10 protein-coding genes and 2 pseudogenes are annotated in these 14,257 nt (G+C 57.2%); 9 read left to right on the forward strand and 3 right to left on the reverse strand.

Annotated features, from left to right (window positions below; translation table 11 throughout):
- Positions 1-419 (forward strand): annotated as a pseudogene (locus DBR22_RS03250) (hypothetical protein); the annotation flags it as partial.
- A 14-nt stretch (positions 420-433) separates the two neighbouring features.
- Here the strand turns inward: DBR22_RS03250 and DBR22_RS03255 are convergent.
- On the reverse strand, positions 434-2,026 hold the full coding sequence (locus DBR22_RS03255; RefSeq protein ID WP_146187359.1) for a hypothetical protein: 1,593 nt from the start codon (positions 2,024-2,026) through the stop codon (positions 434-436).
- A 62-nt stretch (positions 2,027-2,088) separates the two neighbouring features.
- Entirely contained in the window at positions 2,089-2,430 is a 342-nt protein-coding gene (locus DBR22_RS03260; protein WP_146187360.1) for a hypothetical protein, read from the reverse strand.
- 722 nt (positions 2,431-3,152) lie between these two features.
- On the opposite strand from DBR22_RS03260, the gene DBR22_RS03265 reads away from it, so the two are divergent.
- From DBR22_RS03265 to DBR22_RS23535, 6 genes are all read left to right on the forward strand, one after another.
- Positions 3,153-4,007: a hypothetical protein gene (locus DBR22_RS03265; protein ID WP_108597764.1), complete on the forward strand. Its 855-nt coding sequence runs from the start codon at positions 3,153-3,155 to the stop codon at positions 4,005-4,007.
- A 3-nt stretch (positions 4,008-4,010) separates the two neighbouring features.
- The gene (locus tag DBR22_RS03270) at positions 4,011-5,153 is read left to right on the forward strand and encodes a hypothetical protein (protein WP_108597765.1); all 1,143 of its coding nucleotides are present in this window, start codon (positions 4,011-4,013) and stop codon (positions 5,151-5,153) included.
- Complete coding sequence (locus tag DBR22_RS03275; RefSeq protein WP_108597766.1) at positions 5,150-6,916, forward strand: Hsp70 family protein; 1,767 nt, start codon at positions 5,150-5,152, stop codon at positions 6,914-6,916. The genes DBR22_RS03270 and DBR22_RS03275 overlap by 4 nt, the downstream gene beginning before the upstream one ends.
- On the forward strand, positions 6,913-8,262 hold the full coding sequence (locus DBR22_RS03280; RefSeq protein WP_146187361.1) for a hypothetical protein: 1,350 nt from the start codon (positions 6,913-6,915) through the stop codon (positions 8,260-8,262). Before DBR22_RS03275 ends, DBR22_RS03280 begins: the two co-directional genes overlap by 4 nt.
- 459 nt (positions 8,263-8,721) lie before the next feature.
- Positions 8,722-9,621, forward strand: coding sequence for a restriction endonuclease (locus tag DBR22_RS03285; RefSeq protein ID WP_181365002.1), 900 nt, complete (start codon positions 8,722-8,724; stop codon positions 9,619-9,621).
- A gap of 631 nt (positions 9,622-10,252) precedes the next feature.
- Complete coding sequence (locus tag DBR22_RS23535; RefSeq protein WP_146187362.1) at positions 10,253-11,185, forward strand: hypothetical protein; 933 nt, start codon at positions 10,253-10,255, stop codon at positions 11,183-11,185.
- Between the two features lie 37 nt (positions 11,186-11,222).
- Here DBR22_RS23535 and DBR22_RS25150 read toward each other — a convergent pair.
- A pseudogene (locus tag DBR22_RS25150) lies at positions 11,223-11,403 on the reverse strand (IS21 family transposase); the annotation flags it as partial.
- 292 nt (positions 11,404-11,695) lie between these two features.
- On the opposite strand from DBR22_RS25150, the gene DBR22_RS03300 reads away from it, so the two are divergent.
- Positions 11,696-12,025: a hypothetical protein gene (locus DBR22_RS03300; protein ID WP_108597770.1), complete on the forward strand. Its 330-nt coding sequence runs from the start codon at positions 11,696-11,698 to the stop codon at positions 12,023-12,025.
- 705 nt (positions 12,026-12,730) lie between these two features.
- The coding region (locus DBR22_RS23540) for a hypothetical protein (RefSeq protein WP_146187363.1) at positions 12,731-14,257 on the forward strand (1,527 nt) is incomplete at its 3' end.

Genomic DNA, 14,257 nt, shown 5'->3' on the forward strand with positions numbered 1-14,257 from the left:
CGAGCACCAGCTCGCTAGGTCAAGGAGTCAACAAAACCGGGGGCAGTCCCTTTGATGGGTTCACCCGGCTCCGCGGACAACCTGCAGTCATGATGGAGGGGCACCCCCGCCACACACTTGGTCTGAGCGACGAGGACCGTGCCCGCGCTGTCCGCATCCTTGATGACGGCAGCATCGAGCCGCTCGGCTTGTTCATCGCGCGGGGGCTGCCGCCGGTTCCTGCCTACTGGAACCAGTTGTTCGCGGACGCCCGAGACCGGGTGTTTGAGCTCGGCAGCCCCAACCGCCCTCCAGAGCACATCACTGTTGCACCTCATACCCTCCGCCATACCTTCGCCGTGACAATGCTGGGCGCGCTAATGCAGGAGGGCCGCGAACGTGCCGACGACCCTACTTACTACTTGCCAATCCGGTGCTGACAGTCAAGGAACTACTAGGTCATGCCAGCGTGGCTACCACGTACCAGTACCTCTTTGCGGCCGAGACCTGGCAGGGGGAGGTGCCTGGTCGCAATCGTCCATGCCAGAGCTTGCGCATCGAGGCGGTCACGCAAAGGGGTTCCGTGGGCTTTCATTGCATTCATGATCAGGTCGAGCCGTTCAAGGAACAGGACGTATTTCTCGCCTGCCGTTGCGGACTGCTGGGGCCTGTACCCGTTCGTCAGCCGCACCGTGAGTTCCGCCGAAGTATGGCGCCACGGAGGCAGCTGTTCGACGTCGGTGGCCAGCAGCAAGGCTGTAGCCAGACTGAGGCGGGCTCCATCTCCTGCAAGCTGACCGTCCCTGGGAATGAACTCGAGGAAACGGTCGATCGACTCCGGTCCAGGACTTCGAGTCAGCTCGCCCAGTGCTTTGACCGCTTTCGCTTCATTGTTGGAGACCCAGGTAAGAAAGTCGTCCGCAGCCCTATAGTCGACGAGACTGCTGGGGGAGAGGACCTTCTTCAAGTGTCCGACGACGTCTCCGCCAGTGGCGATGGTGTGGAGAGCCTGCCCGGTCGTCTTTGCCAGCTCCACTTTCCAATCGCGTTCTCGCCCGTCGAGACTACCGAGCTGCCAAATCTTTTGGGCCCACGCGACGTAGAGCTCTACCTTCTTGTCCGTGCCCTTCCATTTCTCCCGGTGCGGCGTCCTGTATAAGTTCACGCCTTGTCGGGTGCCGTAAGACACATTGGGGTCCAGCCCATGAACGATTTCTTCGATGCTTCGCTGTTCACCTGTCGCGGCTGCGAAACTGGCTTGGACCATCTCGCGATCATCTCTGCTTATTATGGCGGGAGTCTGCTCGGGGAAGAGCATGTGTTCTAAGGCGTAGCGCTGGGACCAAGCGGTCTGATCGTCAATGAATCGTATGCTGTCCTTGAAGGAAGACAAGTCCGCGAGAGCTGAGCGCCGAGCGTCAATGCTCAAGGTCTTGAAATGTTCGAAAATCCGGATCAAATAGCCGAACATCTTCCAACGATAAGAGTTGAATCCTTGTCCGGGCCGAGCAGCGCCACCCATCAGCGCATGAACAAGATCAGTCGGAATCCGAGTGGTTCCCTCCTCACGGAATGCGATCACCGCGTTGACGTGGTCGCGCTTTGTGTCGCCCCTAATCGACTCTGTGGAGATGATAAGAAAGTGAATATACAAGAGCTCGGCCGCTACTTGTACGGCATCTGTACTGACATTGGCTAGTTGAGATTTAAGCTTCGGTACAAATTTGCCGTCCCCGATGTCCGGCTGTTCAACGAAGGCTGCTACTAGTTCCGCTGCAGCTGACCCACCGTCTACAGATTGGCCCGAGAATAAGCTGTTGTTGCCAATCAGGCACTCATCACGCCATCGAGCCGCCGCAAAGTACATCCCTTCCGCAGACGGCAAGACAATGCGGGAAGGCCCGGGGCCGGATGCTGAACAGTCATGCAGGTATTGTGGCATCCTCAACCCTTGGTGCACGCCATTGACGCCAGGGCCGATGAGCGTGCACACACCATGTAAATGTTGCCGGCGTTCAAATTCAAAACTACGATCGGCTGCATCCAAGAAGGCAGAGCACAGACTATTCCGAAGGAACGCCACTAGTAAGCTCGCGCCCTGCTCAACGGCTACGACTCTTCGGTCTGCCTGGCGACGGCATTGACGACAGGCTTCCGAGGACGCCAGTCAATGCCACTGCCTCGCCAGTAACGATCAAAGTCCGATTCGATCTTGGACTTCAGTTCGTCCAAGTGCGCATAGAGCGCCTGCTCTGACTTGCTCAGACCAGGGCCCGTCATTTGCTCTTTCAAGACGTCGATCTCGTCCTGAACAAGGCGCAGGCTGATGCTAGCTGCTCTGCTAAAACCCTTTCGGTGCTGGTCGTCACCATGATCATTCAACACCTGTCGATTTGACTCCTGTACGGCGCCCATTATTGACTGTCCGACTTGTCGAATGTGGTCGTTCATTCTGGCTTTTCCCCTCGCTCGTGCAGACTGGTGTGGTTACAGGGTACGCCAAACGCTTTTCGTACCTCGGAAAACTGTGCAGGGCTCGAAAACTACCCTCCGTTACGAACCTCTGATACGCGTGCCTGAGGTTATGCGAACGCGGTCACGCCGACGGGAGCCAACGCTCCTGTCGGCCGGACCATAAACGGGGCGCCACTTCCGCGCCCGGCTCAGAACAGCGATATGATCACGGCAAAACTTAAGCGGCCCAACCTTGGCCGGTCGACGTTTTGGGGTTCGTCGGAGGGACACACCATGGTTAGCACATCCGCAAGTGCGTGCTCAACGCTGACGCGTATTAGGGAACTTCTTGGAAATGAACCTTCTGTTACGTGTAGCCGTGTGCCCGTAACACCTAACCGGCCAACCCGACTCATCAACTCGATTTCAGGCGACGGCAGGTAGGGGACGTCATGGGTTTCTGGCATACCGGTTACATGGAATTTCATGAGCCCACAGAAGAAGGTTCGGCCACGGTGGCAGAACCGCTGCCAGCGACGTTTCCTTGCGAAACGTGCGGGGTGGAGTTTTCTACCGACCGTGATTTCCGCGTGCATACATTTGAGGGACATCCAACGCTAAGGCCGGTTCTTGTGTTAAAGGGACGGGAGTGTGGTAGGACCCGGCTGACTCTCACTAGCGCTACCTCGCCCGAAGATTGGGTAATTCGAAATACTGACATGGTGGTCATTAACGGCACTGCGACCTCGATCGCAAATGCTGTTGAATATTTGGCGGCGCAACGCGGTGGAGTTGTCGATGTAACGCTCACAAAGGGCGATGCGGTGCAGTCGTTCCAATTCGAGTTTGCTCTTGCCGACGTCGACCATCTTGAGAGCGTGGATGATGCTCTGAAGCGCCTAATCGACGGAGGTGAGCTGAGCCTTCGGGCTATAGACGACTTCATCATGCGCTCCAAGGGCTACATCTCTGCGGGCAGGTATTTGTATGGTCTCGCGAACTACCTGTACGGCGTCCTGGCGCGTGAGGGGCTCTCCGAGTCCGGCGTCCGCGATGACCTGCAGGACGGAGGCGGCTATCAGGGAAAGTACGACCAGGCGGTGGGAATTTTAGGAACCTTCGATCGACCTCCAGCTGAGGCCATTTGCGGCATCGTTGCCTTCCACTACAACCACTTCGAGCGTGCCATGACAAAGACCAAGAGCCAACGCGTCGCCGAAGTGTCTCTGCGCTTTCAATCGCTCCTCAAGAGGGAAACCTACTTCTTCGGTGATCTAGCGCCATCGCCACACGCCAGCTTAGATGTTGCGCTTAGCGACTCAGTTATCGAACAAGTGCTTGGGTGGAGCGCATTGCCGCTCGATGGCACCGCGGGGGCGGAGATTGCCGAGCTGTCTGCCAGTATTGACCAGCAGCGACCGTATGACGCTTTCAAACTGCATTTGGTCGCCGCTGAGCACGCTTTGGCGGAAGGGGACATTGGGACGGCCCGACAGCATGCGGAACGTCTTCGTTACAGCCGTCTCGCGGAGGGCTGGTATGCAGGCTTTCGCACTCGAGTTCAAGGAGTATAAAAAGTGACAACAGACGCGGGGCCGAATGCGGTAGCTTCCGACAAGGGCACTGATGTGACCCTGAGCCAGGAGACCAATCCCGTCGATGGCGAACGCCATCAAGAAGGAGCTAAGAAGAAGGAGCGGCCAAAGTCCATCCTCGCTCTCATTGAGTTCGCGTATGGCGAAGAGGGACGCAAGTTAAACCTTGCGCGGAGAGATTTGCGGGAACTTTCACTGCAACCAGACGCAGCGCAAGCGGAGACGGATGCTGTACGACGTTTGGCGGGTGGCGACCCATTTCTTGCAGTGCCGCCCAGCTTATTGGCGGCCGTGGCGGAGCTTGGTCCGGAGCTGCCTGTTCGTCGCCGCATCCTGGACCTAGTTGTCGTGGCGTTTGCCAGTCACAAAGTTTTTGAGAATCGACTTGAACGGTTGATTGGTGTGCCGGGCAAACCGATATTGACTGCCCAAGAAGTGAATGAAGCGGCCAAGCGAATCACGTTCGATACGCTAGGCCTTCACACGGCGTCAGACTTCAATGAAGCCGCACAGGAGCGGTTGCGTGTGAATGCTGTCACCGCCTTCGGACTCTTCCGCGTCCTCCACGAGCACTGGACTGCGGACCAGTTCATTGGGGATATGGCCGCGTGGATTTGGAACGCACCTAGGGACCGAAGCGTCCCCAGGGTTGCCGCCCTCCTGGCTACTGCCAAGAACAACGATGCGCTTAGTCAACTATCGAGACACTCGGAGGTCCGTCTCCAAGAGTCGACGACGGCGACCGAGAAGGCGCTTGCTCAGGCTCGACGGGAAGAGCTCCGTGCTGTAACGGCTGAGGCCTCCGCCAAGCGACTGTCTTCCGAGCTTGAGGAGGCGATCGCCCGAACTGCTGAGCTGCGTGCAGAGGCCGAGACTTTGAAACGACGACTTTCGGCAGAGCAGAGCAACCGGGTCGTGGATCAGAGCCACCACGTTGACGACTACGAGGCGCTCCGAACGCAAGTGATTCGACGATTGACAAGGCAGGCCGAGCTTCTGAACAAAGGACTTCATGCGCTTCGCAACGGCAGCGCAAACGTCGCGGACGAGTTCGTTGACCGGGCAATGAGTGCCATTGATAGCGAGGTTGCGCGCCTTAAGGACCTAGAGGAAGGAAGGCAATGACAGTAGGTTTCGACTTCGGCACCACCAACAGCTTGGTTTCTGTGGTGGCAGGCGACCGAGTCGTCGACGTTCTCGATGCGGAAGGCTTGCCCCACGCTTCCGTTGTCCGCTATGAAGGCGAGGACGTCATCGTTGGGCGCGAAGCCCGACATGCATTAGAGGAAGTCGGGCTTGGGGTGTACGGCAACACAGTACGCTCGCCGAAGTTCCTTCTAGGACAGGAGATCGTCAGCGTTGGTGGGGTCGAGCGCAGCCCGATCGACATCGTTGCGGATGTCATCCGGCACGTTCGGGCGGAGTCACGCCGGAGCGGTCATCGTAAGGTGCTGGGAGAGTTGGACCGCGCCGTGGTCACCATCCCTGTGAACATGAACGGACCGCGGCGCGCGGCTCTCCGAGAGGCTTTCGCCCGGTCAGAAATTTCGGTGACCCAGTTCGTCCACGAACCGCTCGCCGCCTTATACGGCCACCTGCGCGGAGCAAAAGATCCTCAGGCGGAGATCCGCAGGCTCATGAAACGCAACGTGCTCGTTGTGGACTGGGGTGGCGGAACGTTGGACCTTACACTCTGCCGCATAGAGCCAGGACGCATCCTTCAACTCCGCAACGGTGGTACCGACCAGGTAGGCGGAGACAAATTTGACCGAGTAATCCGGGATGAGGTGGTCGCGAGGTTTTCGAACAAGCATGGAATTTCCGGGTCCGATCATCCGACTCGCGACGCGCGCCTAAGCCTGCTGCAAGAAGCGGAAAGCAGCAAGATCGAGCTCTCAGATCGGCCAAGCGTCACGATTTATCATGCGAGCTACTTTGCTGAGTCAGGCACTACCCTAGAGTATTCGCTGAGCCGGCAGGAGCTGGACGGAATCACCCGACCACTTGTAGCCGCTGGCATTCGTGAGATCGAGGCGCTTCTAGAGAGTGTCGACATGGCGCCGGCCCAGGTCTCGCTTTGCCTCGTCGCTGGCGGCATGGCTGCGATGCCGAGCATCCGCGGCCGACTGCACGAAATGTTCGGGCCCGAGCGCGTTCTTGTTCCAGAGAACAGCGCAACGCTAGTTTCTCAGGGAGCGGCGTGGATCGCGCACGATGCGCAACGCTTGGTGCTAGCAAAGCAAATTGAACTGGAGATGGCGCGAGGCTTGAGGCTTCCCCTTCTGCGGGCCGGAACGGCCATGCCGAGCAATGGCGAAATATGTCGTGACCGATTCCACCTGTACTGCACGGACCCGACTGATGGTGTTGCCAAGTTCGCCATCGTGGCACCCTCCGACCTCGCCGAGCAGCCGCAAGCGAGTGACCCGCGGACATCGATCGGCATGGTAGCCGTCGCTGTGGACAAGACGGCGCCACCATTGGTTGAGCGTCTAGAACTCGACGTTGAGGTTGACGACAATCTGATTTTGTCTGTCAGCGCAACGTCCAGCAGGCGAGCTGACCGAGCGAGTGCCTCTTACTTTGACCTGGAGTTCGGCATTGGTCTTCCGGGGAGCAGCGACCTACGGGATCTTGATGTTACTGAGGCTGATGCTTGGGTGCCGAACGGCGGACTCGTTGTCCGTGCGAACGTAGCTGACCGAGAGGACAGCCGCCTTGTCCCAGGGGACGTGCTATATCAGCACAAGCGCTGGGCGTTCTCGAGGCTTCCCGGGCCAGACCAGGCCACCGACGAGCAAATCCGCGAGCATCTCTACTACCAGCCCTGCGCGGTCTGTAAACGCCAGTGGGGCGACCCTGCGTGTAGGTGTGCCTCGGAGGCTTGACGATGGCATCACAACAAGTTGTTGTCCGAGTGGTGGATGGCCCATCTGTAGTTGAGGAATCCGTCCGCCGGCCAGTTCGGCTGACGCCAGATGGGTACGCCGGCATCGTTTATGCCGGCGCGGTCTTCCCGCTCTTTGCCGACAACGTCATCGACATGGCTGGACCTTCTTGGGAAATCGAGGACTGTAATCGTTTTCTGTTGGCGGGCGCTAATGTGCCGTTTGCGCGGAAGGCCGGTGATGCCTTAGCGCAGCAAACGTTCACAGAGTTTCCTGACGAGTGGAACATTGAAACGACGAAGTTCGGCCACTATGTCGTCTTCAACGCCTCAGAGCGGCTTGCGGCTGAAGTCGTCGGTGCACTGGAGGCGGGAGGCCTGTCAGTGCAGCGGTGGGATGTTAGTCACCGTCCTGCCGCCGACGGCAAGTTCTACGACTGGTTCGCTCGCCTCCGTATAAAGGGCACTCACACCGACGCCCTCTCTCGCGTTGCGGCGGTGTTCTCGCCCGTATCGGCTGACTTGGTGGTTGAGCCTTCGCCGGCTCAAACTGACACTCGCCTCGAGGACCTTGCAGCCCAGGTCGAGCAGCTGCTGGATCAGTCTGTCGCACTCAGGGAGCGTCTCGACGGTTCGGAGAGCGAGGTTACAGTTCTTCGCCAGCGCCTCGCGGCAGCGACTGACCGGGAGTCTAAACTCACCAGCGAGTTGAATCGCGCTCTGGAACACCAAAAGTCTCTGCTCAGTCAGATCACCGAGCTGGGCCGTGCGCCGGAACACCCCGTTGACACCAGGGCGTTTCTGGCCAAACAGACAGAGACCGAGGAGCTTCTTGAATTCGCTCTGGCTGAGAACGCCGAACTCTACAGCACCGTCGCGAGCTTACGTGCGCACGCAGAGCAACGCGAGGCACGGGTCTCATCCTTGGAAGCCATGGTGCTAGGCCTAAGCGAAAGATTCGAAGAGCTAGGGCAACAAGAACGCGAGCGGCGGCGCGCTGCTGCCGCTCCCGTGGCGCCCCGACGAGGCGTGTTGGGATTTCTTGACACGGCTTTCTCGCGGCTCAACTTCGTTTTGGACAGTGTGGAGGTACTGGCCAACCTCGACGCACCCGCGTCGTTGCTCCGATCACTAGTGCAAATTGATATGGGCCATAGTGTGGGCAGAGACCTAGAAGGCCTGCGTGGCTGGCGAGAAGTATCCAAGCTTGCAACGGGCATCGCTGGCAGCGAGGACATGGGGCGCATTTACTACAAGCCAGACGGTGACCACGTGCTGGTCAGTGTTCACGTCAAGCAGGATGACAAAGAACAGCGTCGCCACATTGAGCGACTTCGGTCGATGTGAAGACTGCAGCAAGGCAAGATGCCGCCGTGAGCAGGGGAACCGTTGGCTCCCCGCCGAGAGCTTCAAGATTCGCTCGACCAGCATTGTATGGGCTTTGCTCGGAAATGTTCAGTGCCCACTGCCTTGGACTGCAGCATAGATGAGATTGGCGTAACCGGCTTAAAGAGCGCGGCCCTGAAGCTCAGCACGCCCCGTGGGTGCACCCTCTGAAACTCGCGATAAACGAAGGTCTGTCTCTGTAATCCGATGACCTTGGTCTCAGGCGGCTGGCACGGGCAGTTGGCTTACCTAGCTTTGGAACGCCGGCCCTAGTAGATAGACCCAGTTCGTAACCGGTCCCTTGTGGTGTCCCCCGCGACGAAGGGGGGGACGAGAGGGTGATCGGTGCAGGGCTATTCGGTCGATCGGTGTAGCGACGCCCAGGGTCGAGGGTGACCAGAATGGATTACTCTAATGGCAATGGACTTTAAAGAGTATGAAAACGGCATTGCCGATGTTATCGAATTCCTAGTGGGTAGTGGCGGCAAGGTAAGCCGTAACGTCCATCTACTTGGAAAAAACTCGAAAATTCCTCGTCAGATCGATGTTTTAGTTGAAGGGCACCAGTTTGGGATCAACACTTCAAAGCTGATCATAGACTGTAAAAGCTACGCGAAGAATCTGGACGTCAACGACATCTCAACCTTTGAGGGCATGGTTGCGGACGTCGGCGCAGAAGCCGGTTGGCTGGTCACGACAAAGGGTTACTCAGAAGCCGCAGAGAATATTGCAGCCTCCTATCGAGGGGTCAAAGTACATCTCATGCCGGTAGAAGAACTCTTGGGCTGGAGGCCCAAGGGTACAGGTCTCGTTTTGTACGCTCTTGAATCGGAAGCATCGGTGGAAAAGGCGGCCAAGGCTGTGAGAGCCATCGGGTTTAGAGCTCGGATACCGTTAGCTACGGAAGTTGAGCATCTGAAATCGGATGAGTACTTCCTTGAGGTGTTTCGCTACTATAAGCCGTCCCCTGAAGGCTCCATAGGTAACTCGGATATTTTGGAGGTTGCGGGGAAAGCGATTAGTGATGCTGGGGTTGACCATTTCCGCGTTGTCAGCACCGGTGTTGTAGTGGGTGGGGGAACGCCGGGTCACCGCCTTCTTCGACTGACGATAAAGGGACAACCTACAGACATACGTATAAATGTGGCTAACGAGGCGGAAGTTCGACAGCAGATCGACTTCTTTATGCAGCAGGGCTTGTTCGCTGTCGGAGGCGTTTTGGCTGGTCTCAAGGCGGACGACCTCGATGTCGAGCGCCCCGATGACTGGCCCGTGAGCGGACTCTTTCCGCAACAGCTAGGGATAAAGGTTCAAAGCTAATCACGGATCGGCCGAAGTTGGTCGCCGACCCAGGGCTAGAAGAACGTCGAGATTGCTGACTTTCGCACGGCTTTTGGAGAGATGCGGCCGTTCGGAAACCGCCAGGACCACTGAGTAGGAAATGTGTCGCGCGTTCATGCTTCCGACGCTCCAGGTGTTTGGCTTGCGGTCTGCAACCGTCATCATCCAGGTGAAGCGAAGCGCTTAACCATCCGACAATAGAGTGCCCAAAAAGATGGCATGCCAAGGATTTGTCTTGCCCTCGTTATCTCAAAGTTCCCGGGCAGGCTGACGGACCTGTTCGTTCCACGGAAACGCGGGACTGCCCGTTTGCTCTGATACTTTCATCTGCAGTATGCGGAACGGGCCGGACACAAGGATAGCGATGATAGCTGCGTATATGGTGCGGCAGGGCACAGACGGTTCGTACGCCCAGGAAATGATGTATGCCGATTATATCGATGAACCGCCTACCAGTCGGGGTCAGGCGGGCATTACGGTGGAGCATGAAGACCTTTTAGATTCAGTTGGCCGTTGTGGTAAACACCAACCTAAGATGTCTTCACCTGTTTGCGATGTAACCAACGTCCTGACTGAGTACACCTAGCGTTGTCATCTATACGCTGTGATTATGGAAAAATTGCCAACTAGATTCTGGCTCGGCTACACGGGAAACGGGGCTGAATGGGCCCGTGCTGACGGTAGCAATGCCGACGGCCATCACGCTGACTGGCCCTACTATCAAGGGCCTCCAGGCGAATTGAACGCTCTACTTGATCTGTGTCAGTATCCGCACGGTACGGACCTTCTTGTTGCTGACGACATCGACAGAGTCATACTGTTCGTAGTGGAGCCGCGCCGCAAAAAAACTGCCGATGATCTTTACGCTGCTGCATGGCATGAGGATCTGAAGTCTCTGCAGGTTCAAGGCTTCATCGAAGCCGAATGCCTTTCCTGGGGGAGCATCGACGAGTGGCGCCATCGTAGGTGGATGAATGCTCACGGCGAGGGAGAAGAACTTTTTGCCAAGCTTGCCGATGGAACTATGCTGCCGATCCCGGAGCCAATTGTTGACCCGCGCGACCCCGATGAGTTCCTCGATGAGTTGGATACGACTTGGCCACTTATCCGCGATGGCGAGACCCGCGTCAAGGTTACGGATAAAGGTTGGGCCATTATGGAGGAATTTCTCTACGACGCTTTGACCCTGGGTCCCGACTTTAGCCGCATATCCACCCTCTTAGAACTCGGATTCACAGATACGGCAGTTAGGGAGGCATCTGTCACGCTCGAGTCGATGCTCAAACGGCGGCTTAGAACCGCAAAATTCGGAAATAATTTGATTTCCCAGATCGACTCATGCCTTGAGCAAGGCGGCGTGGACCTCACGTATCGGAGAATCGTAATCACCCGATTACGTACCGTCTTTACGTTCGTGCGGAATAAGTTTGGGCACAACATCGACCCTCGCCTTCCCGTGTCTGAAGCCAATGCTTTGTGCTGGCGTATAGTCAGCCTTTACGACAGCCCGGTTTGGGATCAGCTCGCTATAGATTCAGAGTGACAGTCTGTGGTCTATTGACACTTATCCTTGCTGGGACTCCAACTGTGACCGGTCCGTCGCCGAAGTCATACTGAGCCCACGCGCCCGGATCGGTGGTCCAGGGTCGGTGGACCCGCCTTTGCCTCGGCGGTAGGCCTCTTGCCCTGAGACACGGCACGGCGGTTCGAGCGGTCCGAAATCCGGTAGCCCATCGCCACAAGCTTGGCATGGACGACATCGGGGACAGTCTGCCGGCCTGTCATCGTGGGTTGGATTTACGTCACCGGGAGTAGATCAGTACGGCCAGAGCGCCTCTCTGCAAAAGAGGAAGCCGGGAGTTCAAATTTCATCTCCCGCTCATGGTGGACTGGTGCACCTTTCGCCTCCGTAGCTCCGTGAATAAAGCGGCGACTTCTAATCCGCGGGTCGCGAGTTTGAATTTTGCCGGTGCACTCCATGGCCAAGGCTTGAAAATCGACTTTGTTGTCTGTCCATGGTGGATGGAGAGAACAACGAACAGAAGGTTAAGCGATGACGCACGGCAGGCCGCAAGCGTCCATCAGGCACCTGAAACTCGATGAAAAGGGCAACTTCATCGACCCCGATCGGAACGGTAAGGTGGTGCCGGATGCGGCTGAAGATGAGAAGAAGTCTGCTATGGAAAGATATGCCGGGCAAAAGATTCAGGAGCACGGCAAGAAGGAAGCGCTGCGGGTTGTGGAAGCGAATGCAATTCGACTCACAGCCGAGCTTCGCAACCCCTTCTGGCGTGTCTCGATTGCTATCAAAGATCTGCCGGACCGGAAAGGCCTCCTCGACAGCATCCTGGAATGGCTGTTCACGCGACGCCGCAAGCGGTGAGTTTCCCGAGAAGCGGCTCCCCGGAAGACGCTAGGTTTGCTTACGTAACTGCTCTTGCCGGTGGCGCTCCATCGCCGCGGACTATATGAGTCTGCCGCGCGAGGCTTCGGCGAGCCGCCCGTCCTTCGTGGCGATAGTTCATCTGGTGATTCCTCCCCGGTCCCGCAGCAGTTTTGGGACATACGGTCCCGCAGTGTGGGAAAGCCACAGGGAGATAGAAGAGACCCGAGCAAAACATACTGCTCGGGCCTCTTCTTACTCGCTGCAAGGAGGCCAGGTCTTTCTCTTTTAGTTGGCAACTATCCTCAGCAGCGCCCGCTGTCTGTGCGCTAAAGACCATAAAACGGGGTGCATGAGCGAAAGCATATCGAGGTGATCCCGCTGCAACCCGCGAAACCGCCGGAAGCGCTCGTCTAAAGAAAGCCTATGGCTATCGCGCGTGCGCTTAGCTTTCCCTGTAGACCCCGTCATTGGTATGTGGTCCAATTTGTCATGACGAGCTCCGGGCAGAAGGCTTTTGTTGGTACAGATCACGTGCTCGCCTTGGCGCGCTTACACGACTTGTGGTCAGAGAGCTCAGAGCAAGGCCCGTGCAAACTGGCCATTATACGCGGGGCAACCGGAAGCGGCCGCACTATGCTCTTGCAGGAACTTTATCGACAGTGCTCCATGATGCAAAGTAGGCCAAGGTACTGGCCGGCTGAATTGTTCGCAGCGGGCGAGGAGGCGGCAAATTCTCCCCGAAAGGAAGCAATTTTTCCCGACCCGGTAACTCCGGAAGTGGGCTCGCGCTTGGAATTCTTCTGGTGGGGGCTCAAGGGAAGCGCTGACGGCTGTGCAGCCCAAGACGGCCAAGCACAGTTGGTGAATCACATTCAAGTTCTCAGTGCCGCGGTAAAAGCGGGCGGGAAACTAATTGAAGATCGGCTTGCAGCAGCGCTGCACGCATCATGCCTTTTCGCGTCAATCCTTCCTGTGGGAGCGGCGATCGCCGCAGCTTTCAACGCCGTTGCAGCGATGAAAGATGTCGCTGGGGTAGACGAAAAAGTCCGCCACGCTGTCCGTAGTCGTCAGGGCCTCATTGACCAGGCAAGGATGGCTGCTGCCGGCAGGGAGATCTCCATAGGGGCACGTAGTGCGGCCTTGGCAGCAGCAGAGAACAATGCTAGGGAAATAGCCCTAGTAGCAGAACTGGTCCCATTCGCCATAGTTGTGGACGACGCGGAGCTTTTAGACCCCGTCACCATCAAAATGCTTAGGTTGATTCTCCACAGCTCGTCTGTCAGAGGCCTGATTGTCCTAGCCATTAATAGTGATGTCCCCGGAGCCCTGACCGAGGACAAGGCCGGGCATGCGGGGTCATTGAGCAAGTGGCTTTTTGAGGAGAGGAGCAACGACAACGTCGCTTATATCGATCTTAAGCCGATGGAATCGCAGGCTCTGGGTGAGATTGCTATCAATGACTTAGGCATCCTCGAACCTCGTGAGGTCAATGTTGCCGCTATGGCAGAAGTACTAAAGGCAAGCAACGGGTCCCCCGGTACTTTGATCTCACTCCTACGCACTCCGTCTGTTAGAGAGGCATTGATCGGATCAGGTTCGCTGCCCAATGATTTATTTCCTCTGTTGACCCGCGACGTTCTGCAGGTTTCGTTTGCCGCTTTGCCCACAGAAGTTCGCCGCGTGCTAGCGTCGCTGAGCACCGCGGGTCCTTCGATTCCTCTTACTTGGCTTGTTGACGTGGTTTCAGAAGGGGCCTCAGGTGGGTTCTCTTCGAGGGAGATTGCCTCAGCTACATCAAGCGGTTGGGTTACCGTCGATCAAGCACAGATTCTTCGTTTCAGTTCAGCCAGGGCGCATCAAGTCGCGGTAAAAAGCGTGCAGCATGAGGTGACGCCTGATCGTGAAGCCGCGTTCCTCGCGAGGATAGTAAGCGATGTGGAACGGTCTCAGAGGGATGGATCATGGGAAACACTTCCACCAGATGTTAGTGCGAACATATTGGCAGCGCTTGCTACTTGCGTAGAATTTCCGACAGCTTGGGCGGCGGAACTTATGTGTATTCGGCGACTTACGGGTAGGGATACCTCAGACGAAAGTCTGCTCCGCAGTCTCGAAGAACGGCTGCGGACAGGCGCACCTGCTACAAAGCTAACTGTTGCAACTGCCGAAGCGCTTTTTGACGCAGGAGAGGAGTTGCGGGCGATAAATATTCTGGAAGCCGCGCACGAG

This window comes from Arthrobacter sp. HMWF013 (assembly GCF_003061105.1).
Taxonomy (GTDB): domain Bacteria; phylum Actinomycetota; class Actinomycetes; order Actinomycetales; family Micrococcaceae; genus Arthrobacter.